A 22,472-nucleotide genomic window follows, 5' to 3' on the forward strand; every position below is an offset into this window, starting at 1 on the left:
GATTTCATCAAGAACAACTAAACAATCCTATTATTTCAACAAAAAATCGTCCCAATATCATGGTGTACCTTTAAATAATGTTGTTCCAGTTCCAACTCTGAAATCCCCAAAGGCTTGGGCAATCCCCTTTCAATTGTTGGTTTCTGAAATTGCACCTTTCTATCCTTACCATCAGCAAACACTACAAACTCCCCTTGTTTCAACCGAAAGAACACCTCGGCCCTCCTTTTGGACACTTCCTTCTCCCCTTCGGTGATACGTCGTTCCAGGTTCAACCCTGAACTTTTGCTCACGCTCCGGGTCGGAATCTTGACCAACTCAAAGAACCTCTCATAGTATCGAGCCGTATCCGGGTCATTGACCTTTCCAAAGAACTGGTAAGAGAGATTGGAAAGTATCGCCTTGCTCGCCTTCTCCCCGTACATCATATCGTTTTGGATCTTATCCTGCAGCACATAGACACTAACGATGTCATAACTACGCAATGTAGCTGGAATACGATGCATGTTCAACAATCGCAAGGTTGAGGCTTCTTCCAACAACATAAAGGAAGGCTTACGGTTTCGTTGGCTCATTTGTTTGGATATCGTATGGATGATGGTGGCGATCACTGGGGAAAGGGAAGCGTCCTTTTGGGGATTGTTCACCAAGGCAATGACGGATAGGTGATCTTCATTGTTAATATCCAAGGAAATCTCATCTGCGGAGAGCACCATAAAAATCTTCCGGGTACTGATCTTTTTGAACCCATTAGCCAACGTACTGAGTACTCCTGCCGTTTGCCGTTCCGACCCGATACCACTGATAAAGGCATCCGACATGGCACGGGAGGTAATGTTCCCTTTCAAAAACTTGATCAAACTTTTAGTGGCCAATTGTTGAAAAACGGCCATGAGATGAGGCAGGGTACAATAGTGTGGATAGTCGATCTTCAACCGCCATATCAACCCACTGATCAAACCCTCTGCTGCATCCTTAAAAAAGCGGGACGTACTGTTCTCATCCGAGTCCCGGTGTTCCATCAAATTCTCCAAGAGCACCCTTGATACCTCGTGCACACTTTCCTCATCTGGCAAATATCGGGGAGCTATTGGATTGACCCGATTATAGATGGGGCCAAAGGAAACAATCTTAAAGGGAATCTCTTCACCATCCCATAAGGGAAAAGCCATTTCAGTGATCTCAAAATCCTTGTAATCGTGGATGACCCCGGAGAAATGCTCCTTTTGAAAATGCTTTAAAAAATTATAGATCACACTCTCCGTCTTTCCACTCCCTGCAGAGGCCATCACGGAAACACCCCTTCTAATGTTCCCCAATACCAGAGGCCTCCCCTTTACCTTCATTTTCACTTCAAAGACCTTGGAGGGCTTCTTATCGTCTTTGAAGTGGTCCACCAAACCATAGATGACCACATGGGCAAAAAACAGGGGCAACCAAAGGGACATTGATCCTTTTATTAAGTCATCCCACCCCCAAAAAAAACCATTGGCCACCGCCAAAAGAACTATGCCCAAAAACCATATCACAAACCCATATTTGAGAAATCGATTTACTACAACCGAGATTCCTGCCCCGATTACAATACCAAATACTATTTCAACCCATCCTAAACTTTCCATATTTAAATTATTTATATTCCAATTGACCCTGATTCTATGGCCTTTCCGATGCCTTTTTTGAGTTGCATCATCGCTTTATAGGCCAACTGTGCTTTATTGGTGGGGATACTTGGCACTTTGATTCCGGCCTTGAACAACAATTGTCTTGCTGCCTGTTTTTCATTGGTTGGCAATCCTAAAAGGGCCGCAAAAAATTGTTTGGGATCCTTATCCAGAAGGTTTCGGGCATGGTAGGTTTCCACAAAATTCCTACGGTAGCTGAACTGTTTGTCAAAGCTCTTTTCAGCTGCCCGGTAGAATCTATCCCGATCAAACCCCTGTTTGACCTTCTCCCCATTAAGGATGGTCTCCGAGGTGCGGAACTTGGAACCTGGGGAGAGGCTATGGGAATTAGTTATATCCTTTCGGCTTACGATGATATGGATATGGCTCTGGTGGCCTTCCTTGACCATGCCCGTAACGATGCGTTTCCCATTCTGTTTATGGGGTGCCTCCCTTTCCAAGGCCTGTATTTTTTCCTGAATTTTGGGCACATCCCCTTGCTCCCGTCCCTCTTTGATGGCCCTGACCTGGTGTTGCAGTTCCAAAATCTTGCTGGCATAGGCTTGGTTCTCCTTGACTTTCTTGTCCTTTTCGGAATAGGTCCGCTCCCTTTCCAGTTTCGCGAAATACAGCACATCCTTTACTGAAACTTCCTTGTCCCGATAAAAAGAGGCCGCATAGGTCTTCATCAGTTCCCGGGTATACTGTTTCAGTTTTTCAGGCTCATTCCCGATATGCTTGAGCTCGGCTTGGGAGGGGCTGACCATGATGGAATAGAACTTGGGATCCCGTTTCGACAATTTGGCCGTATTGGCATCGATCTCGGCAATGACCCTCTGGGCATCGATATCATTCTCCGTTTGGTTGAAAAAAAGCTCTCGATCTTCTGGGGCCTTCCCTTCGTTCTCCTTTTCCAAATACTTGACAAAATCACTGGCGCTGCCGTTATAGTTATCTCCCAAATGTTGTCTTGTGATGGCGATATACATGCTTATAGATTTTTGAGTTTTGTGCGGTACTGTTCAATGGCCCCTGGTTTGAGGTCCAGTTTGAGGTGGTCCTTTCCAAAGCGGTTCTTGGTCACGGAAACATTCTTCAGCACATGCCCAAAATCCTCCTTCAGATCTTCCAATTGTTCCTTCAAGCGCTCATGTACGATTTTGGGGACCGTGGTCTCCTTGTCCAAGAGTTCAGGATTGGTGGGCGTGTTGATTTCGGTCAACTGCTTTTCAAAAAATTCAAAGTCCCCTTCCCATTCCTCCCCCTCCTCGGGTTCCAGTTCCTGTTGAAAGAGGGCCTGCATCATACTGACGGTGGGCAGGGTCTGTTCCTTTTCGATGCTTCGCATAATGGCCACCATGGCATTGAAGCGTCGCTTTATGAACAATTTCATACTGGCTATGGTCTCCCCAAAATGTTGGTCCGGGGAGATCCCATGTCGTTCAAAAAACTCCATCATGGCCAACAGGGTCATGGATTGGGATTTGCCAAATAACTTGGAAAACCGTCTAAATTTTAACAATACCGGTTCCTTGATACTCAAGCTCTTGAACCGTTCATTTTTGCTTACATTTTCCATAATTCCGTGAAAAATCCCTTGATTTTATTGGGCTCAAGCCTGTTTTCCGTGAAAACCACCTTTGCCCATTTTCCTTGTATCCATCTTAGCCCCCGTAAACAGGGCCTTGCGGAGCAATCATGATCGGTAGCGCTGCGCCAGCACGCTATCCTCTTGCTTCTCCTTTTTGCGCCAGGGGGCCAAAAAGTATCGCACAACCTGGGTCAAAACCAATAGGAATTGAATCCAGTTGCCTAATCTGTAAAAGTCAAATCGATGGGTACGGAACAAGGAAAGTCAAACCGATATGCTAGGCATATCAAATGAATTCCGCACTTTAATTGCTGTTGAAAACCAACCCTTTAAAGATATAAAAACAAAGGTTCAGGACACAAAAAAAGCCCATCATAATGGATGGGCTTTGATGGTGTGTTTTGGGGTTTACATATTGAATACAAAATCATAATTGTATAGATTTCGCATGGCTTCCCTTCGACTCCGCTCAGGGCAGGCCTCAATTGGATATCATGGTCCATGCCATGATTTTGGCAAATTGGCGCAATTCGGTTCCGGAACGGCTTTCCACATCTTCTTTGGAATCGGAAAGCAAACGTTCCTGGGTTTCGCTATCGAGATTGGTAAAATTCAAATAGACCATAATTCAATGCTTAAAAAGTTCATTGTTTATAAATCATAAAGGCTAGGGTCAAAACCATCGGGATAATACCTAGGGTCGTTTTGTTCTTCCAACCATTCCTCAAATTCGGTCTTTTCAGGATCCACTTTCATCGGATTTGGATTAAAGAATCCCATTATCGGCAAAACTGTAATACCGTCCATCGGGCGCAAGGATGATATGATCCAAAACCTTGACATCAAAAAGCTGGGCAGCTTTTTTGATCTTTTGGGTCAATTGTTTGTCCTGATAACTTGCCTTGAGTTGACCAGAGGGATGGTTATGGGCCAAGATGATCCCAACGGAAAGGGTCTTTAGGGTAATGGCAAAAAGGATGCGCAGATCTACCAATGTGCCTGTTATACCTCCATGGGATAATGGATAGATACCCTTGACCTTGTTGGACTGGTTGAGCAGCACGATCTTAAAGGTTTCGTGCAGGCCGATGGTCTTGTTGTCCCAATTTTGGAACAATAGATTAGCCACTTCATTGGAGTTGGTCACGGAAAGGGATTTCAGGGTACTGAGCTTTTCCCGATAACTGATCTGTATTTCATTGACACGGTGTTCCATTTCAAATGTTTTAAGGATGAAAAAAGAAAGGGATGCCCAAAGTTGGACACCCCTATCCTATTTACTCGGTGGTATTGTTATCACCACCGCCCAAAAGCAGGATCTCACTGGCCACCACTTCGGTCACATACTTTTTAGCACCCTCTTTGTCCTCATAGGAACGGGAGGTCAATTTCCCTTCAATGGCAACTTCCTTGCCCTTGGTCACAAATCCCTCGATGATGTCGGCCAGTTTCCCCCATGCGATGATGGTGTGCCATTCGGTATTGGTCACTCTTTCCCCTTCGGAGTTTTTGTAATGTTCGTTGGTGGCCATGGTGAACCGTGCCACTCGTTTCCCTTTGTCAAGGTCTGTAATGGTGGGATCCTGCCCCACGTTTCCGATCAACTGCACTTTGTTTCTCAATGTACTCATGATAAAAAGTTTTAAAGGCCTGCCGTCTTCCTTTTTGGATAAATCAGCAAACAGGGTTAAAAATTTCCCCTCTATTTTTTTGGTCATTGTTTCCCAAATTTTAAGGGGCGTTTGTTTGCTTCTTACGTGCGTAGCACAATAAAAGAAGGGGGTTCTGTCAAGGCTTTTGGCCGGAAATCGGGAGGCTCCGCGACGTAGCAAAATCCTAGGATTTTCAAGGAAGTGGAAACCCTATTTATGGACAAAACCTGTCTTGGCCTTGACAGGTTCGATGAGGGCCCTAGGAATTCCTTCAGACCCATTGGCAAGGGAGTGTACGGGAAGTTAAGCGACCGAGGGCGATGGTGTCCTGATTGGAAGTCCTTGGGCACTGCCCTGTTTTTCGATGCCCCGAAAAACAATCAGGGCTTCTTTTATTACCGACCCCTTAAAATTTACCATTGCCGATACGGGGATTTGCAGACTACTAAAGCAAAACCCAAAGAAGGTTTTGTAAAGGGAGGATGCACCTAAAATCCCAGGGTCGGCAATTCCGCTTTAGAACAGATATGCTATTGGAGTTGATTCACAAACTGAGAAGATTGGTCCAAAATAATTTCCGGGACTTCTTTGTGGGGCGTATGTCCACAGTTGGGCACCAAAAGCTTTATAGCCTTCCCGTTCGTATTCCCCACAATACTTTTCACCTGCTCCAAGGTTCCATATTCATCTTCAAGGCCTTGGACCACCAGTACGGGACATTGGATCATGGGAAGAAAAGTTTCAATGTTCCAATCCCTAAAACCATTCGTTGTCCAAGTAGCCGCCCATGCCCAGAACATGGCCTCTGTCTTGTCCCCATGGTATTTGGCCAATCGGCCCTTCAGGTTGGAGGATTCATAAAGTTGGATGGCTTCCCTGATACCATTGAGGGTAAGGTCCTCAACAAAGACGTGGGCCCCTTCCGAAATAATGCCCAAAACCTTTTCAGGATATTTCGCGGCCATGATCAAGGCGATGGAACCTCCATCACTATGGCCAAACAAGATTGCTTTTGAAATTTTCCACTGGGCCATGAGGTCATTCAGATGATCGGCCTCGATTTCCATATAGTCGTTCTCCCGTTCCCGATTGGAAAACGGGCACGATCTCCCATATCCCTGTCTGAAGAATGTTGACGGGGGTTGGGAACTAAGGAACAAGTACTGGAAAAACTCAACATCGCCCAAGGCCATATCTATTTTCCAGAGCGGCCACAAGAAACTGATTGTCATGGAGGGGATGTTCGATATGCTTTCCCTTTTGGAACTCATGCCAAACATTCAAAAAACCCGTGACCTTTTGATATTGAACTCCACGGCATTTGTTGAAAAGGCTTTGGCTTACTTTAAGGATTATGACCAAATCGACCTCTTTCTGGACAATGACGGAACGGGAAAGGAAAAGACAGAATTTTTACTGGAACAATCGCATAACATCAAGGACAATTCCAAACTATATGATGGATTTAAGGATATGAACGAATGGTTGATGGGGGTAAGTAAGGAATGTATTGGGCAGGGAATTCAAGATGTGTTTTTGTTGCCACAAAAACAATCTTGCTTTGCTCCCCATGGTTGCAAAGAAAAAAAGGAATGAAGAGGGACTACATCAAATTCCGCTGCTCCATATACGAGAAGAAACTGCTCAAAAAAAGGGCAAAAAGGGCGGGCATTTCCCTATCGGAATATTGCAGGAGCTCGGCTTTTGGCAATAGCGTTATCGAGCGGTTGACCGAGGAACAATTGGAATGTTACAGGACATTGGTCCAGTACAAGGACAACTTTACACGGATAGGAAACATGTTCAGAAACAGGAATCCGCTATTGGCCAAGGAAGTGGAACTATTGGCCGAGGAGATACGGAAGCACCTTTACAATTTTGGGAAATGATCGGCAAGGGAAAATCCATAGCGCACACGGGCCAGTCCATGGGATATGGCTGGAACCAGGAAAAGGGGTCAGAGGTGGTCCACAGCCAAAACCTGGCCGGGGAAACGGCCAAACAGGTGACCGAGGAGTTCAAATTGGTACAGGAGATGAACCCACGTTGCCAAAAGAACACCCTGAGCTTTGTGCTCAGTCCCACCAAAGAGGATGGTAAGGACCTTTCGAACAAAGAGCTGGGAGAACTGACCAAAAGCTTTATTGAGAAGATGCAGCTCCAGGACAGACAGGCCATCGCCTTTGTGCACCGTGACAAGGCGCATACGCATGTACATCTTTATGCAAACCGTATCGGTTTTGATGGCAAGGCCTACAAGGACAGTTTTATCGGAAAGCGTAGCCAACAAATGGCCGAACAGGTGGCCATGGAAAAGGGGCTTACCACGGTAAAAATGGTGCAGATTGAAAAGGAGATGGAGACTTTTAACATCCGTCATGGCATCAAGCGCATCCACGATCAGGTCATGGACAAGGAACGGCCAAAAACCTTGTTTGATTACATGAAAGCCATGGGGGAAAGAAAGGTTCAGGTCATCCCAAGCATCAATAAGGCGGGAAAGCTGCAAGGTTTTCGGTTCGAGCATAAGGGACACAATTTCAAGGGAAGCGAGGTGCACCGTTCGATGTCGGGCGGAAACTTGACAAAACAACTTTCACACGGCATGGAACTCAACAAACAGTTGGAATCTGCCAAGGGATTGGCCATGGCTGGCAAGGCAGCGGAACTGGTATCAAATGCTTCGCTCAAATTGATAAGAAAAACATTGGAGCAGGCCGCAAAACGGGCGATGGATAGTGGAATGGGATATTAATAGAAACAATTATGGGATATAAAAAACTGGACGAGGTAATGGAATTGTTGGCCGATGAACTAGACGGTTTCAACAAATCCATCGATAGGCTAAAACAGCTTACAGAGAACGTCGATAACATAAAGGTGGAGGCCTCTACCGATGACATACAGAAATTACTGCATAGACATCTGGAAAAGGAAAAGTGGAACATGGAATCCATTGACCAGAACACCAATACTATCAGGAAAGCGGTGATAAACGCCAAGGTAATCCCAAGGACATTGTTCTGGCTGACGATAGCGGTCTGGATGATTTCCCTTGTCACCATTTGTTATTTGGGAATAAGGGTCTCACGGTTGGATTCAATACGCGAAAAGTCCTTTGAGTCCGGACGGCAGGAGGTCATCACAACGTTAAGGGGCTTTTTTGACGAAAATCCAGGTCTATTTGAATCCTATGAGTCATGGCGGTTGAAAGGGAAAGAAACGGATTCCATTCAGGCCAAAAAGTAGGCTGCGCCCTATTCCGATTTTACTTTACGCTTATCTACCGGAACGCTATAAAATCGAAACAGGATCCGCGCGCAGTCAAGTTATGGTAAGATTTGGGGCAAGTATGAAAAATCACTGTGTCCTGAAAATCGTTCAGTTTTTAGTACTTGAAGTTTGAACTGTTACTTGCCCAACTTAAGTATTCTAAACGCTCCCTGGACCACAAGGAAGAACACAATTGTGCCGATGATTAGGTCAGGTTTGTTAGAATCCAACCAATGGACCAGTAGTCCAGCGACTATGACCCCTAAATTAATAATCACATCATTTGAGGTGAAGATCATACTAGCCTTCATATGGGCCTCCTCCTTGCTCTTTGACTTTTGCAACAGGTAAAGGCAGATGCCGTTGGCGATGAGCGCAAGAATCGAAACGAGAATCATGGTAGAAAAATCGGGAAGTTTTTCTGCTCCAAAAAAACGTCTGAGAACTTCAATAAATCCAATAAGGGCCAAGGTGAGCTGGAAATATCCCGCAAGCTTCGCTATCCGTTTCTTTCTGGTTAGGGTTCCACCTACGGCAAACAAGCTGATGCCATAAACGAAACTATCCGCCAACATGTCCAAACTATCGGCAATAAGTCCCATGGACTTAGCGATTAGCCCGGTGGCCATTTCTACAAGGAAGAAAGCAAAATTTATTGCGAGGACGATCCAAAGCAACCTTTTTTGATCCGATTTTTTATCAAAGTCGATTCTGTCGCTCTTTTCTGTGGAAATTCTTCTATCTCCCAATTTCAAATCTGAAATCGACTTTTCGATTTTCTCCACCTCACCATAATGAAAGACCGTCAATTTTCGGTTGGGAATATCAAAGTCCAGTTCCGCAATATCTGAAATCCCATCCAGTTTCATACGGATAAGGTTTTCCTCAGAGGGACAGTCCATCTTGGAAATTTCAAATAATGACTTTTTCATTAAACCCTATTTAAAAAAGCGGCTTTTATTATTCTTGAACACCAAATTACTCCATCTGGATCAAAATTCCGAGTGCCGTAAAACAGCGACTTAATTATACAGATTATGAAAAAAGAAGATTCCTGAGAATTATTTGTTTTTCAGTACACTCCATGATTAGAACAAAAAAAGCCCCAGAAAAGGGGCTTCTATATATTTATAAGCGTAGAGACTAGTTCCCCTCACTCAAAGAGAAACTGCCATCACCACTGAAATCGCCTACGGTTATTGTAACGATCCATATTCCTGAAGCGCCAGTGGATGTAACCCCGCTGAATGAATCGGGTTCAACAGCACCATTTAAACTTCTGTCCAAAACAACTGCTCCGGCAGAATCCTCAATGACCATGCGAAATGTTCCCACGGTGGTCGCCGTGATATCGGCATTGTAATCCGCAGTTGTAAGATTGTTGTTCCAGCTGAACATACGGGTGGTCGAACCACCATTGCCCGTGAAACTGGCATCTAGGTCACCATTGAAATCGCCTTGGTCATCCACGACAAAATCAGATGGACTTGTTCTTAACGTAGTCCCATTGACCGTTACACTTGCGGTAGGGTCATCGTCTTTGCTACAGGCAATCACGGTAAGAACCATTACTCCCGCAATAAATGATTTGATTAGATTTGAGGTTTTCATAATTTACTTCTTGTAATTTTAAAATATATTTTTGTTTTGTTGACTTTTAAACAATCATCATAACGATTTCCCTACCCTGTTGTTGTAATGTTTCTTCTTTTTGTTGTGAATCGCCCCATTACTGATGTGAAATTCATTTCCCTTATAACTAGTTAGGATAATGTTCGCATCCCCTGGTTACTGATTGACCAAAAACAAAACTCCTTAACTTCATTTATTGTAAATGGATGAGTCCCCAAAAAATTGCGATTACCTTGAATGAATCCCATTATTGACCTCTCATATTGGACACTGACTAGCATAAATTAAATAATGAGTTAAGTCAATTAGTTCTTCCATTTATTCTTTTCAGGGAATATATTCACTAAAAAACATTACTTTTGGTGAATTAATTCACTTAATCTTATGATTAAACGAATCTTAGAAGAGAAAATCATTCAAAAGCTGGATAAGGGAAAGGCAATCCTAGTCATTGGACCGAGACAAGTTGGAAAAACGACCTTAATCAATTCCATTTTGGAAAATAGGGACCATTTGTTTTTGGATGGTGATGATTCCACCGTCAGAAATCTATTGACCAACCCCAACACCGAGCAACTAAAGAGCATTATAGGCAACTATAAAACCTTGTTCATCGATGAGGCCCAACGTATCGAGAATATCGGGTTGACCTTAAAAATAATCACCGACCAGTTCAAAAAAGTACAACTATTGGTAAGCGGTTCTTCGGCATTTGAATTGAACAATCAGACCAGCGAGCCATTGACCGGAAGAAAATGGGAATACAAATTATATCCCATTTCTTGGCAGGAGTTGGAGGACAGTATTGGTTATGTAAAGTCTGAGCAGCAGCTCGAATTAAGAATCCTTTACGGCATGTATCCAGATGTTATAAACCATCCTGGGGACGAAATTGAGGTTTTAAAACAATTGACCAACAGCTATCTCTACAAAGATATTTTCGCATTTAGCGGAATACGAAAGCCCCAAGTGTTGGAAAAATTACTTCGTGCCCTGGCCTTGCAGTTGGGCAGCGAGGTAAGCTACAATGAACTTGCCCAATTGGTGGGCGTTGATAAGAATACCGTTTCCAATTACATCGATGTTCTTGAAAAAGGGTATGTGATTTTTAGGTTATCAAGCTTTAGCAGGAATCTGAGGAACGAAATAAAGACCAACCAAAAGATTTACTTCTACGATACAGGGGTGAGAAACGCCATTATCGGGAATTTCAATCTATTGGACAGCCGAAGTGACAAGGGGGGTCTCTGGGAGAACTTCTTGATAGCACAGCGCATCAAAAAACTGGCCTACGATGGCTCTTTGTCCAATTCCTATTTTTGGCGAACAAAACAGCAACAGGAAGTGGATTATGTTGAAGAGGTCTCAGGGAAAATCACGGGCTACGAGTTTAAGTGGAGTGAAAAAGCTAAAGCCAAGCTTCCAAAGTCTTTTATGGAAAGTTACAATGCCACTATTGAAGTAATCCACAGAAACAATTTTAGGGAATTTGTGTAGGTCTTAATATTGCGAAGCCTTTATGCTGTTTTTTTAGGAAAAAAGTACTTCAACGGCGTCATCCACAATTTCATTGCCCAATTCTTTGAGGTATACTTGGGTAATCTTTATATCTGCATGCCCAAGCGATTCTCCAATAATATCCGTGGCCACCCCTTTTTGTTTAAGGCAGTTTGCATAACTGTGCCTAGCCACGTAGGAACTTAAGGCCTGATTGATGCCACAGAGTTTAGCAATTTCTTTCAGACCCTTGTTATATTGGGCAAGTGTCTTCTTTTTGCGATGGTCTAATTGCAAAGGGGTCAAATCATTGTATAAGAGAATTGGAAAAATATACTTCGTACCCAGGGAATATTCTCGATAATAATCTAAAATGGCTCTCAAGGGCGGATTGATTTTTACAGAAAATGGGCGTTTCGTTTTATTGCGGATATATCTAATCCGCTCTCCATGGATGTCGCTCCATTTCAGACAAATCATATCCGCGAAGTTCATCCCTCTAGAATAGAAACTGAACATGAAATAATTTCTGTGATCGACCAGATGTGGATACTTTGTTAAATCAAGATTGTGAATCTTATTAATCTGTTCCAAATTCAAGGCTCTCTTAATGCCTTTGCCTTTTAGTCTTGATATTTTATAGACATGGAAGGGATGCTTTTCTACTTTGAAGATATTCCGTTCTAAGGCTTTATTGTACATAGCACGAATCGTTCGCATTTTTACACCTATTCCGCCATCCGTGCCACCACGTGAGCGCAAAAAAGTATCATACTTGTTTAAAAAGGTAGCATCAATTTCCGAAAAACGTAGACTTTTAAAACCAATAAATCGTTTGATTGAGTTGGAGGCATCGTGATAAAGCTTGGCGTTACCCATTCTACCCGCGTCACGCATTTCCTGTATGATCTCGTCCCAAAACCGGAATACATCCTGAGAAGCTGGATTGGTGTCTACTCGAAAATGTTTATCAAAATCGTCAAGAGAAAAATCTTCTTTTTCAAGCTCCAGGTCATAGTAGGTTTTTAAGGCTCGGTCTTTTATTTTCAGAAGCACTCTATTCTTTTGGATGTAGTTCGCATTTTTGCCATTGAAAGAACCTGTATCTTCGTTCCACTCTTCCAAATTGGTATTCAAAGGAGTGCGGTAATATTTGGTTCTACGATTTTTGGTTACCCTTAAAAAGATGGGAAATGAGCCATTGGCCAATGCTTTTTTTCTTAAAACGACTTTGATTGAAGACATACTTTTTTGGTTTTGGGTACAACATAGGTACAACAAATGGGTACTTAAATGTAGTCCCAAGGAAGCTAAAAGAAAAGTGAAAAATCATAAAATACTGATTTTCAAAACAAAAGAAATCAAATGCAACCATTTGAAAATCAATAATTTGCGACTGTCATAGACCAAAACATTGCATTGGGTCAAGGCTCCCAATCGTCTTGGAAAATCCCTCCACAAAGAAATGCACCCCAAAGAATCGTGTAGAAATATTAGGGTAGGTGCATCGGGGTAATCCCCTATGATCTGAAAAGCAATTTGGTCATCTGTAAACTGCATACCATCACTTGGTCCTTGATTCTCTATATCCACTGATCATTCGGTTTGGCAGTACGTATAAAACAAATCAAAAACCCATGGTTCCTTATCGCACCATGGGTTTTTAAAGCTAGTTTGATCTTTCGTATGGTAAAGATCTTAAATATCATCGACTTTTACACCCTCATTTTTCGGTGCCCTATAGGCCCGTTTGGTCACTTTGAGGTTTTTGAAATACCCGATGGTACCAATGTCCACATAAAGGCCAACACCACCAACGGTATGTTTCCCCAGCATTTTGTCCACCACAAAGGTGGAGTATTTGGCATCGTTGATGAACATTTCTGCAAAGTCCCCATTGACCTCAATCCGCATTTTGATCCATTCCTTGAGGGCGACCGGTGCAGAACCTTCATATTTGCCCGGATCGGATTTACGGAGCATATCGAATTTGGCATTCGGATAGGAAATATATTGGACCGCATGGTTACGATACTGCTGGTTGTTGACCCTTCCCACTTTGGGACGTACATAGATGCCCTCAAAGGCCGAATCATCAGGTACTATTCTAAAATATACACCGATGAACCCAGCAATCCCAGGATAAGGAGCGGGATCTTGGAGCTGGCTGTACATTTCCACTTCAATGGTTCCGTTTTCAAAATCCTCCAGTCCCACCAAGCGCGCATAATGGGGTTCGTCCACGGTGGCCTCGATATTGTTCATATCAAAGGGAAGTGCTTCGAGATCCCTTTCGATCTTCAGCACTTTCTTCCCTTGGAATTTGATGATGGACCCCGTGACATTGTGTAATTCAAAGGTTTGTTTTTTGAGTTCCAATTTTTTGTGTTGACCGGACAGGGATAAGGTTCCCGTGACCATCAACGCTATTACTGCATACTTTTTCATAGTATTTTCTTTTTGATACTTGAATTGATTTTTTGGGCTATTCCAACAAGCGTTCCCTACCCTAGTCATGAGCATTTAAAAAAGGTTTGACACTGGCCCAAACGGCATCAAAATTTTCCAAAAACACCACATGGCCGGTATTGGGAACTATCCCCAATTGACTGTCGGGAATCATCTGGTAGGCGGCAATGACCGTGGCCAGTGGGGCATTTTTATCAAGCTCTCCCGCCAATACCAGCACCGGACATTGAATGCTGTTGAACAACTCTTTGCTGGCTACCATGGTATTATAGAATTGGGTCATCTGCTTCCAGAACTCCTCCAATTTTTCAGGTTCGGGCATCAGGGCCAACCGGGATTTCCAAAAATCACTCTCCAAATCGAATCGTTCCTTGGAAAAGGCGGGCACCTGGCGTAAACCGGGAATCTGTTCGCCGGCTCCAATGGCCACCAACTTCTTTACCCTATTGGGGTACATGCTGGCCACCTTATAGCCCGTGTAGGCCCCATCACTGAAACCCAATAGGGTTATACTGTCCTTGGTCACCGCATTGATTACGGCCATCACATCATTCGCCTTGAGTTCATAGGTGATCGGTGCCGTGCCGATCTCGGACTTTCCATGACCCCTTGTGGCCATGGCCACGACCAGATGATCCCTTTTGAGTTTTTCAATGAATCCGGTCATTTCATCTATGGAGCCCATAATGCCCCCATGTAATAATAGTATGGGGTCCCCGCTACCATAGACTTCATAATATATATTGGCGTCCCCTGCTTTAACATATGCGCCTGCCTTGGGGTTGTTCCCATAGGGAACCTTTTCTGTTGTTTTGGTTTGTGCTTGGACCTGGGAAAATGCCAGCCAGCATAGCAACCAAACTGAATTTAAAATCAACTGTTTCATATCATTACCATATCAAATTGGGCAGTAAAAAAGTTATCCCATTGGTTCTTTGGGAGTCAGTACTATTAATCTAGACCTATTATTTTTTGTTTCCTTCTCTACGTTGTGGCGGATAACCACTGTTCCACATAGCGGTTATCAGAACAACTTTTCATTGGGAGGTTTTACCCCTGCCAAACGGATATAGATGGTCGTCTGTCCCCTATGGTGGGTCTGGTGCTCGAAGAGTTTGGCGAGTGCCTGTCCCTTGGTCATCTCAAAACGGCCAAATAGGGTAACGGGTTCCGCCAATGCTTCATCGCTCAAACCCTTGATTCCGGCAATTACAAAATCATATCCGGCACTGACCAATTTGGTAACGTTTTCCTTTGAGGTGTCCGTACTCTTTTCGGATTCCCCCATCCCAACTGGGCTTTCCACACCTGTGGCCGCTGCCGTAAACCCATAGTTCGCATCGGTCAAATGCAGCATCTGTTGTGCAAAGGAGCGGATTTCAGAGGTTGGTTTCAGATCAAATTTGTCCGCGGGCATGGTCTCCAAATATTCCAAGGTATAGGCTTTGGCCCGTTCCCAGTCGGCTACCAGATCAGAGACCTTTTGTGCATTCGCTGAATTCATGATAATTACAATAAAGGTTAAGGGTACTAGATTTTTGATGGTTTTCATAGGATCATATTTGTTCCGGATCGCTCCGGGGGTTAACTTATTTGGATTGGTTGTACATGTATTTGTCGATTTTCCATGTACCGTTCACTTTGTTCAAGACGAACAATTCCCTGAATGCTTCGGTGAGCTTTTGGTCATTGGCCTTGATCCACACCGTCCCTTTGGAATTGGACTGCACCATGGCCATATCTTCTTTTATCCTTATGTCCGCGATGGTCACCTTGAGGTCAAATCCAAAATTATCAAAGACATATCGGTAATTCCCGGTCAACCCCTCGGTCCCAATAGCTGTTGGCGCACCGGTTGGGAAAACGGCCCCATCATTGGTAAATACGGACACGATATGTTGGACATTGCCTTCGTTCAAGGCTTTGAAATAGGCTTGAACGGTATGTTGTACGGCTTCCTCATCTTTGGTCTGTGAATGCCCAACGTACCCCAACAACACCATAACAACCAATAAGATACGATTATAAACTGATTTTTTCATCTTGCATTTGTTTATCATTTACAATGCAAAGTTGGGGTACATCAGGAGGATTGACCCATAAACTAGTTTAAGAAATCAGGGGATTGGAAGGGAACTATTTTTTGGCCACCAGCTCTTTTCTGATCATACTCAGAAATTCAGGGGTTATACCCAAGTAAGAAGCGATCTGGGTATTGGGAAGTCGGGAACCCAGACTTGGATACTTGGATAGAAAATACAGATACCGTTCCTGTGCTGTGGAACTGATGCTCTGAAATACCCTATTCTGTAGTTCCACATACTTTTCTTCCGTGATGACCTTAAAGATACGGTCAAGCTTTGGAATATTGATGTACAAATAATAGAGGTCCTGTTGCTCGATCTGGATGACCTCGGTGGGTTCTAGGGCCTGGATATTGGATTCACCGGGTTGTGTGGCATGGAAACTGCTGATATCGGACAACCATTCGTTTTCTGAAGCGAACAGGATGTTGTGCTCCTTGCCATTTCCATCAATTCCATACATCCTTAGGACACCTTTCACCACAAAGGTATAGTGACGACAGATTTCGACTGTCCGCAACAAATGCTCCCTGCGCTTGACCTTGCGGAATGAGATTCGCTCATGAATGAGCTGTTTTTCCTCCACCTCAAAAGGTAAATAGGTTTCAAAATGTTGTATCAGTGGTTTGGCCTGCAAAACAAATATCTTAATTCAAATCCAAGGTACAATATTCTTGAGATAATAGGGAACCCTGCAACATTGTCGGTCCGGGATTAAAAGGACAACCATCCGCTTCCCTTGAAGATCTATGGCGACAAAGGCCCCATCGACACAGGATCAATCGGAAAAAAGTTCCCCTTGGGTATCTTGGCAAGGTCTATTGTCCTTGGGCATTGAAGCTTTCATGCTGTCCTTTAAGGCCTTTCGTCGTTTCTCATAGATCCACATCCTTAACCCTTTCAAAAGGCCCATCTCATACTCGGAAAGTTGTTGGGGAGCCACTTCCTCCATGGCCTCAATTTGACCTGTTTTCTTGAAAGTCTTGGCATACTGGAGCCCACACCATGTGTAAATGTTCACCCATTCACTGGGCATGGGAGATTCGAAAGTCCTGGGCATCATATAGGCCACAACCTCGGTCAAGGAGGCCATGTGTTCCCCACGCATCCGGGTCAACATCCGGGCCATGGTGATATTGTTTAAAAGGTCTTTGGGCACGGCATCCTGCCATTGGGATGGATACACAATGATGGGACTTTGCAATAGGTCCATTAAGTCAAGGACAAAATCGGATTTGGTCTTTTTGAAAGACTTGGGTCTTAGGTTTGGAATTGGTGTTTTCGCTGGCTCCAGTTCAAAGCCAAAATCCAGTTGCACTACGTTTTGATTTTCCATGATATGCGTTTTAAATTGAACAATAGTGGCAGACCGCCAAACGCAAGGGAAAATTTTGGAGTGGGAAGGAAACGGAATAAACAGTGACAACGGTAACGGCTTTATGCCGTCCCTTGTCCGAGAATATTTTCCGGGTTTATCTTTGGACAGTATTGATCTGAATACGCTCTACACCCTTTTATTTGGCCATGAGTGCTCCCGTACCTACCTGCCTTGGGTCAGGTTTCAAGGGTTGTTTGATGGTCGAGATCACCTCCAGACTGTAATGTCCGAACTCCTCGGTCACCGTTCCATGGCACAGATAGATGCCCTTTCCATGAATGGGTGTGGATGCCATTGTTTGGGGAAAGTGGACACAGTCAAAAAAGTGACCTGCCAGATCAAGCATGGTGGTAAAGCGCATGGTGTCCCCTTTGGATGTGGTGTTCAACCGGGTATGCACCATGGAGCCATAGATCCATATCTTTTGGTTGACATAGGCCTCAAAATCACCCGCAGTCAACCGGCTCCTTACCTTGCCGTCCATAAGCTCATAATACCCACAAAGCGGAAATCCCAAGAGTTCCATTTGGTCATAGGCATCCTCAATGGGATGGGAAGGCAAATTCGGCAATGTAAAATGTTTGTGGTTGGGTTTAAAGAGCAGCCTCTGAACAGTATCCTTTCGATGGGCCTTGGTCTTGAACACGGCCTGCCAAAGTACTTGTTTCTTGGGCACCCCAAACACACGAAAGGCATCGATACGCACCAAGATGGTCAACTGTTCGATGGCAATCGGGACGCGGTCGATAAAATCATCAAAATCCCTGAACTTGCCATGGAGCTGCCTTTCGTTCAAAATGCGTTGGATGACCAAGCGTTCAAGACTCCGAAGCTGTCCCAGTCCCAAATAAATATGCTTGCCATAGATGGCATTGACATGGTCACTTCGGTTAATGCATGGCGGATGAATGACCCCGCCCCACATTTTGGTCTCGTGCACATAAAGCTCCGTATCATAGAACCCTCCCCCATTGTTGAGCACGGCCACCATAAACTCCAGAGGAAAGTAGCATTTCAGATACAGGCTCTGGTAGCTTTCCACGGCATAGGAAGCGGAATGTCCCTTGGCAAAGGCATAGCCTGCAAAGCTCTCGATCTGTTCCCAGACCATTTGGGTCAGGGCGGCATCATGCCCCCTTTGCTTGCAGTTTTCAAAAAACTTGAGTTTCACCGCCTGGAACTCCTCCCGGGAACGGAATTTTCCGCTCATCCCCCGCCTCAGCACATCGGCCTCTCCAAGGTCCAGTCCTGCAAAGAGATGGGCCACTTTGAGCACATCCTCTTGATAGACCATTATCCCGTGGGTCTCTGGCATAATCTCCAACAAAATGGGATTGGCCTCCTTGCGGCGTTCCGGTTCCCGCTCCCTTCGGATGTACTCATCCTTCATTCCCGAGGAAGATACCCCTGGACGGATCACGGAACTGGCAGCTACCAATCCCAAGTAGTCATGGGTCCGTAGTTTCTTCATCAGCCCCCGCATGGCAGGGGATTCCACATAGTAGGCCCCTATGGCCCTACCTTGGCTCAACAGCCGGTTGATATTTGCATCCTGCTTCATCGCCTCCACGCTCTTGATGTCCCAAAGAACGGCATCGGGTTGGTTGCCCTTGATGACCTCAACCGCCTCCTTGATCTTCGCCAATCCCCGCTGCCCCAAAATATCAAATTTGAACAAGCCCACATCCTCGGCAATGATCATATCGAACTGCACCGTCGGGAACCCTTTGGGCGGCAAAGTCGTGGCCGAGTAGTAATGCTTGGAACGGTCCAGGATCAGGATCCCCGAGGAATGCACACTAATGTAGTTGGGCATCCCATGGATATAGGTGGCATATTTCAGCACCAACCGGGCCAGTTCGTCCAAGGCTCCCTGTTCGTACCGACCAGAACTGAGCTTATCGATTTCCTCGGTGGGCAGGCCGAAGACCTTACCCAGTTCCCGAACAGCCGCCCGGTACTTAAAGGTGTTGTAGGTGCCCAATAGGGCCACGTGCTCGAAACGTTTAAAAATATAGGCCGTGACATCATCTCGGTCCCAAGTGGAAAAATCAATGTCAAAATCCGGGGGCGAGGCCCGAAAGGGATTGATGAACCGTTCGAAATACAGGTCCAATTCGATGGGATCCACATCGGTGATTCCTATCAGGTAGGCCACTAGACTGTTGGCCCCACTCCCCCTGCCCACATAGGGATAACCTTTTGACTTGGCATAGGATACGATATCATGGTTGATCAAAAAGTAGGACACGAAATCCAGCTCCTGGATGGTCCGAAGTTCCCGGAACATGCGCTCCTTGACCTTTTCGGTTGGATGGACATAGCGTCTGGGCAACCCATCCAATGCCAGTTCCCGCAACCGTTCCACATCGAATGCTCTGGACGCCAAAAAACGGGACTGGTTCTGGGAAACCCGTTCACTTCCAAACCCAAAGGCAATGGTACAGGAGTCCATCAGCCGCTGGGTATTCTCCCAAATATGCGGAACATCGACCAAAGCCCTTTTCAATTCCTCCAAGGGCCGAAGGGTATCGGTGGGTCTGGCCTCTTCGGACTGTGGGAGTTTGCTCAATAGTGTGTTCAAGCCTATGGCCCGAAGCAAACGATGGGTATTGAAATCCTTTTTGCTGCGAAAGCTCACGGGCTGTAACAACACCAATCTGTCGGTATAATCCCGATACCGGGAGAACCTTAATTTCCGAAGCTCTTCGACGGATACCCCAATGTACTCATAAGCCCGGAAGTCCGTCCGTTCCTCCTCTTGGATCTTCTCAAAGGGGTAGATCACATGGACATGTTCAAAAATTGGAGCCACAGTGGGAATGGGCGTCCCCTTGTGCAGGTGCTGGGAAAGAAAGGCATTGATTTCCCGAAACCCCTCATTGTTTTGGGCCAGGCCCACAAATTCCTGTACGTTCCCGTTGCGAAAATCGATACCCAAAATGGGACGTATCCCCTGTTCATTGGCCAGTCGCACAAAGTTCATGCCCGCCGAACTGTTGTTGATGTCGGTCAGGGCCAAGGTTTCCACCCCATGGGAACTGGCCAACTCCAAAAGCTCCGTTTCGGAGAGCACCCCGTAGTTCAGGGAATAATAGGTATGGCAGTTCAGGTACATGCTATTGTTGTCTATGGGCCAATAAGATGGGTGGTTGTCCGTCAAAGGGATTACCTCCCCTTCCTATACTGTGTGCCCCCATGGCCGAGGCCCGCATCAAACTGGATTCCCCAAAACGGTTCCTTACCCTGTCCATCGCCTGGTAGAGGTTGAGCAGCTTTTCATCATCGGCAAAAAGGTCGATCTGATAGTGTCCCCCAACGATATGACTGTAGTTGACCCCCACAAGTCGGATGAGCATCCTTCGGTCATAGAGGGAGGTAAAGAGTTCCTTCACCAAGGGTACCAACACATGGTCCGCAGAAGTATAGGGAACCCGTTTCTGCTTCGTGTAGGTCTTGAAGTCACTATATCTAATCTTGACGCTCACACAGCCCGTCATCTTGTTGGCCCTTCGGAGTTGGTAGGCCAGGTTCTCCGCCATGGCGAACAAGGTGGTCTCTAGTTTGACCATATCAGTGGTATCCTTTCCATAGGTGCGTTCCGTGGAAATGGACTTTCGTTCATGAAACGGGACCAAGGGGGAATTGTCCAGCCCCTGGGCCCGCATCCAGATGGTCCGTCCGTGCAACCCAAAGGCACTTTCCAATAGTTCCAAGGGCAGCTCCTGTACGGTCTGTATGGTGGTCACCCCCATATTGGACAAAATCCCATAGGTCTTCTCCCCAACCGAGGGCAGTTTACGGATGTGCAGGGGCGCCAGGAACTCCTTTTCAAGTCCAAGGTCGATCTTCATCTGGTTGTTGGGCTTGGCCTCCCCGGTGGCCACTTTGGAGACCACTTTATTCTGGGAAAGCCCAAAGGAAATAGGCAACCCCGTTTCCCTCAGTATCCGTTGTCGCATTTCAGAGGCGTACTTATAGCAGCCAAAAAAGCGGTCCATCCCGGAAAGGTCGGCATAGAACTCGTCCACACTGGCCTTTTCAAAGACAGGCACGCTTTCCTTGATGATCTCGGTCACATTGTCCGAGAACTTCATATAGATCCCCGCATTCCCCTTGATGACGGTGGCCTCAGGACACAACCTACGGGCCACTTTCATGGACATCCCCGAGTGCACCCCAAAACGCCGGGTCTCATAGCTGCAGGCCGCGACCACACCTCTGTCCCCCAACCCACCGACCAATAGGGGCCGCTTCATCAGACGGCTGTCCAGCAGCCGCTCACAGGAGACAAAGAAGGTATCCAGATCGAGATGGAGAATGGTGGGCTTCATAAAACTTATTGGATTTATTCCTATAATTTGGAAAATATCCAAATGTACGGAAAGGGACGAACCGTTTCAAAACTTTAACAATTTTGCCTATCTTAATACAGCATAATTCAACCTCAACATGTGTTACTCTACCAGACAGACCCGGGAACGGAAGGAGCTGGAGAAACTCCTTTCCGTAAAGGCCATGTACGGTGACTTGGACACCGACCTGGAACTCATTTATTTCCATGCCAACGGCTGGAGCCATCCCGTGATGTGGACCTTGGGCCAAGAAGAGCCCAACAACATGCTCCCTGCCATGTGGGGCATCATGCCCCCAAAGGAAAAACAGGAAAATTATACGGAGTATTTTAAGAACCCGAAGACTTTTGGGGGACTGAATGCCAAATCCGAAAAGCTCTTTGACCATTTCGTCTACCGGTACTGTTGGGAGAACCAGCGGTGCATCATTCCCGTGGACGGTTTCTTCGAGCCCCACAACACCAAGGTCAAAGTAAAGGGAAAGGATTTTAAAGTACCTTTCTATTTCAGACGAAAGAACGGTGACCCACTATACCTAGCGGGCATCTATACCAACACGGCCGATGGACGGAGAACCTTTGCCGTGCTCACCAAGGACGCCACCCCTATGTTTGAAGAGATCCACAATGAAAAGAAAAGGCGACCCGTCATCATTGATGACGAAAACTTGGATGCTTGGTTGCATAACGGCAACAATGAATCCGACGTTCAAGATCTTATCGATGATGATTTATGGGAAGGTGATCTGGAAGCCTATCCCGTCACCAAGGATCTATATAGCAGAACTGTGGATTCCAACTATCCGGGCATCATTGACAAAGTGGAATACGAGGAAGTGTCGATTTCCTATGATTGACCAAAAAAATAGGGGCCTGTT

General features: G+C 45.4%; 26 protein-coding genes. 7 read left to right on the forward strand and 19 right to left on the reverse strand.

Annotated features, from left to right (window positions below):
* Positions 1–35 precede the first annotated feature (35 nt).
* The 6 genes from BLQ18_RS13705 to BLQ18_RS13730 form a co-directional block, all read right to left on the reverse strand.
* Complete coding sequence (locus BLQ18_RS13705) at positions 36–1,622, reverse strand: type IV secretory system conjugative DNA transfer family protein (RefSeq protein ID WP_175443770.1); 1,587 nt, start codon at positions 1,620–1,622, stop codon at positions 36–38.
* A gap of 11 nt (positions 1,623–1,633) precedes the next feature.
* Positions 1,634–2,653 (reverse strand): MobB family relaxase, encoded by a 1,020-nt coding sequence (gene mobB, locus BLQ18_RS13710; RefSeq protein WP_090297755.1) that lies wholly within the window; start codon positions 2,651–2,653, stop codon positions 1,634–1,636.
* A gap of 2 nt (positions 2,654–2,655) precedes the next feature.
* Entirely contained in the window at positions 2,656–3,243 is a 588-nt protein-coding gene (locus BLQ18_RS13715; RefSeq protein WP_090297757.1) for a BfmA/BtgA family mobilization protein, read from the reverse strand.
* A 493-nt stretch (positions 3,244–3,736) separates the two neighbouring features.
* On the reverse strand, positions 3,737–3,880 hold the full coding sequence (locus BLQ18_RS13720; protein WP_245668134.1) for a hypothetical protein: 144 nt from the start codon (positions 3,878–3,880) through the stop codon (positions 3,737–3,739).
* Positions 3,881–4,021: 141 nt separating this feature from the next.
* Positions 4,022–4,471: a JAB domain-containing protein gene (locus BLQ18_RS13725; RefSeq protein ID WP_090297759.1), complete on the reverse strand. Its 450-nt coding sequence runs from the start codon at positions 4,469–4,471 to the stop codon at positions 4,022–4,024.
* Positions 4,472–4,532: 61 nt separating this feature from the next.
* A complete protein-coding gene (locus BLQ18_RS13730) occupies positions 4,533–4,886 on the reverse strand; it encodes a single-stranded DNA-binding protein (RefSeq protein WP_090298208.1) in 354 nt (117 codons plus the stop codon).
* A gap of 237 nt (positions 4,887–5,123) precedes the next feature.
* On the opposite strand from BLQ18_RS13730, the gene BLQ18_RS13735 reads away from it, so the two are divergent.
* Positions 5,124–5,399, forward strand: a complete 276-nt coding sequence (locus BLQ18_RS13735) for a hypothetical protein (protein WP_090297762.1) — start codon at positions 5,124–5,126, stop codon at positions 5,397–5,399.
* Positions 5,400–5,437: 38 nt separating this feature from the next.
* On the opposite strand, the gene BLQ18_RS13740 is transcribed toward BLQ18_RS13735, so the two are convergent.
* Entirely contained in the window at positions 5,438–6,139 is a 702-nt protein-coding gene (locus tag BLQ18_RS13740) for an alpha/beta fold hydrolase (protein WP_175443771.1), read from the reverse strand.
* On the opposite strand from BLQ18_RS13740, the gene BLQ18_RS13745 reads away from it, so the two are divergent.
* The 4 genes from BLQ18_RS13745 to BLQ18_RS13760 are packed head-to-tail and all read left to right on the forward strand — an operon-like array spanning position 6,138 to position 8,156.
* On the forward strand, positions 6,138–6,503 hold the full coding sequence (locus BLQ18_RS13745; protein WP_090297765.1) for a toprim domain-containing protein: 366 nt from the start codon (positions 6,138–6,140) through the stop codon (positions 6,501–6,503). The two genes, BLQ18_RS13740 and BLQ18_RS13745, sit on opposite strands and share 2 nt — an antisense overlap.
* A complete protein-coding gene (gene mbpA / locus BLQ18_RS17195) occupies positions 6,500–6,796 on the forward strand; it encodes a mobilization protein MbpA (RefSeq protein WP_090297768.1) in 297 nt (98 codons plus the stop codon). The genes BLQ18_RS13745 and mbpA overlap by 4 nt, the downstream gene beginning before the upstream one ends.
* A 38-nt stretch (positions 6,797–6,834) precedes the next feature.
* Entirely contained in the window at positions 6,835–7,662 is an 828-nt protein-coding gene (locus tag BLQ18_RS13755; protein WP_313795037.1) for a relaxase/mobilization nuclease domain-containing protein, read from the forward strand.
* Positions 7,663–7,673: 11 nt separating this feature from the next.
* Entirely contained in the window at positions 7,674–8,156 is a 483-nt protein-coding gene (locus tag BLQ18_RS13760; protein ID WP_090297774.1) for a DUF6730 family protein, read from the forward strand.
* Positions 8,157–8,317: 161 nt separating this feature from the next.
* Here BLQ18_RS13760 and BLQ18_RS13765 read toward each other — a convergent pair whose 3' ends face one another.
* On the reverse strand, positions 8,318–9,112 hold the full coding sequence (locus BLQ18_RS13765) for a cation efflux transmembrane domain-containing protein (RefSeq protein ID WP_090297777.1): 795 nt from the start codon (positions 9,110–9,112) through the stop codon (positions 8,318–8,320).
* Positions 9,113–9,323: 211 nt separating this feature from the next.
* Positions 9,324–9,791, reverse strand: a complete 468-nt coding sequence (locus tag BLQ18_RS13770; protein WP_090297780.1) for a hypothetical protein — start codon at positions 9,789–9,791, stop codon at positions 9,324–9,326.
* A 405-nt stretch (positions 9,792–10,196) separates the two neighbouring features.
* Between BLQ18_RS13770 and BLQ18_RS13775 the strand changes: the two genes are divergently transcribed.
* Positions 10,197–11,309 carry an ATP-binding protein gene (locus tag BLQ18_RS13775; RefSeq protein WP_090297783.1) on the forward strand — a complete coding sequence of 371 codons (1,113 nt, stop codon included), beginning with the start codon at positions 10,197–10,199 and terminating at the stop codon, positions 11,307–11,309.
* Positions 11,310–11,342: 33 nt separating this feature from the next.
* On the opposite strand, the gene BLQ18_RS13780 is transcribed toward BLQ18_RS13775, so the two are convergent.
* The 10 genes from BLQ18_RS13780 to dinB form a co-directional block, all read right to left on the reverse strand.
* A complete protein-coding gene (locus tag BLQ18_RS13780) occupies positions 11,343–12,554 on the reverse strand; it encodes a site-specific integrase (RefSeq protein ID WP_090297786.1) in 1,212 nt (403 codons plus the stop codon).
* Positions 12,555–12,638: 84 nt separating this feature from the next.
* Positions 12,639–12,902, reverse strand: a complete 264-nt coding sequence (locus BLQ18_RS13785; RefSeq protein ID WP_090297789.1) for a hypothetical protein — start codon at positions 12,900–12,902, stop codon at positions 12,639–12,641.
* Between the two features lie 105 nt (positions 12,903–13,007).
* Positions 13,008–13,757 (reverse strand): LamG domain-containing protein, encoded by a 750-nt coding sequence (locus BLQ18_RS13790; RefSeq protein WP_139150404.1) that lies wholly within the window; start codon positions 13,755–13,757, stop codon positions 13,008–13,010.
* A gap of 61 nt (positions 13,758–13,818) precedes the next feature.
* On the reverse strand, positions 13,819–14,664 hold the full coding sequence (locus BLQ18_RS13795; protein WP_090297795.1) for an alpha/beta fold hydrolase: 846 nt from the start codon (positions 14,662–14,664) through the stop codon (positions 13,819–13,821).
* Between the two features lie 138 nt (positions 14,665–14,802).
* Positions 14,803–15,330 (reverse strand): DinB family protein, encoded by a 528-nt coding sequence (locus BLQ18_RS13800; RefSeq protein ID WP_090297797.1) that lies wholly within the window; start codon positions 15,328–15,330, stop codon positions 14,803–14,805.
* Between the two features lie 37 nt (positions 15,331–15,367).
* A complete protein-coding gene (locus tag BLQ18_RS13805) occupies positions 15,368–15,820 on the reverse strand; it encodes a nuclear transport factor 2 family protein (RefSeq protein ID WP_175443772.1) in 453 nt (150 codons plus the stop codon).
* 94 nt (positions 15,821–15,914) lie between these two features.
* Positions 15,915–16,499, reverse strand: coding sequence for a Crp/Fnr family transcriptional regulator (locus tag BLQ18_RS13810; protein WP_090297803.1), 585 nt, complete (start codon positions 16,497–16,499; stop codon positions 15,915–15,917).
* Between the two features lie 141 nt (positions 16,500–16,640).
* Positions 16,641–17,198, reverse strand: coding sequence for a hypothetical protein (locus BLQ18_RS13815; RefSeq protein ID WP_090297806.1), 558 nt, complete (start codon positions 17,196–17,198; stop codon positions 16,641–16,643).
* A 178-nt stretch (positions 17,199–17,376) separates the two neighbouring features.
* Positions 17,377–20,358, reverse strand: coding sequence for a DNA polymerase III subunit alpha (locus BLQ18_RS13820; RefSeq protein ID WP_090297809.1), 2,982 nt, complete (start codon positions 20,356–20,358; stop codon positions 17,377–17,379).
* 1 nt (position 20,359) lies between these two features.
* The gene (dinB, locus tag BLQ18_RS13825) at positions 20,360–21,574 is read right to left on the reverse strand and encodes a DNA polymerase IV (RefSeq protein WP_090297812.1); all 1,215 of its coding nucleotides are present in this window, start codon (positions 21,572–21,574) and stop codon (positions 20,360–20,362) included.
* A 118-nt stretch (positions 21,575–21,692) separates the two neighbouring features.
* Between dinB and BLQ18_RS13830 the strand changes: the two genes are divergently transcribed.
* Positions 21,693–22,451 carry an SOS response-associated peptidase gene (locus BLQ18_RS13830; RefSeq protein ID WP_090297815.1) on the forward strand — a complete coding sequence of 253 codons (759 nt, stop codon included), beginning with the start codon at positions 21,693–21,695 and terminating at the stop codon, positions 22,449–22,451.
* Positions 22,452–22,472 lie beyond the last annotated feature (21 nt).

The organism is Flagellimonas zhangzhouensis, assembly GCF_900102925.1.
In the GTDB taxonomy this organism is placed as follows: Bacteria; Bacteroidota; Bacteroidia; order Flavobacteriales; family Flavobacteriaceae; genus Flagellimonas; species Flagellimonas zhangzhouensis.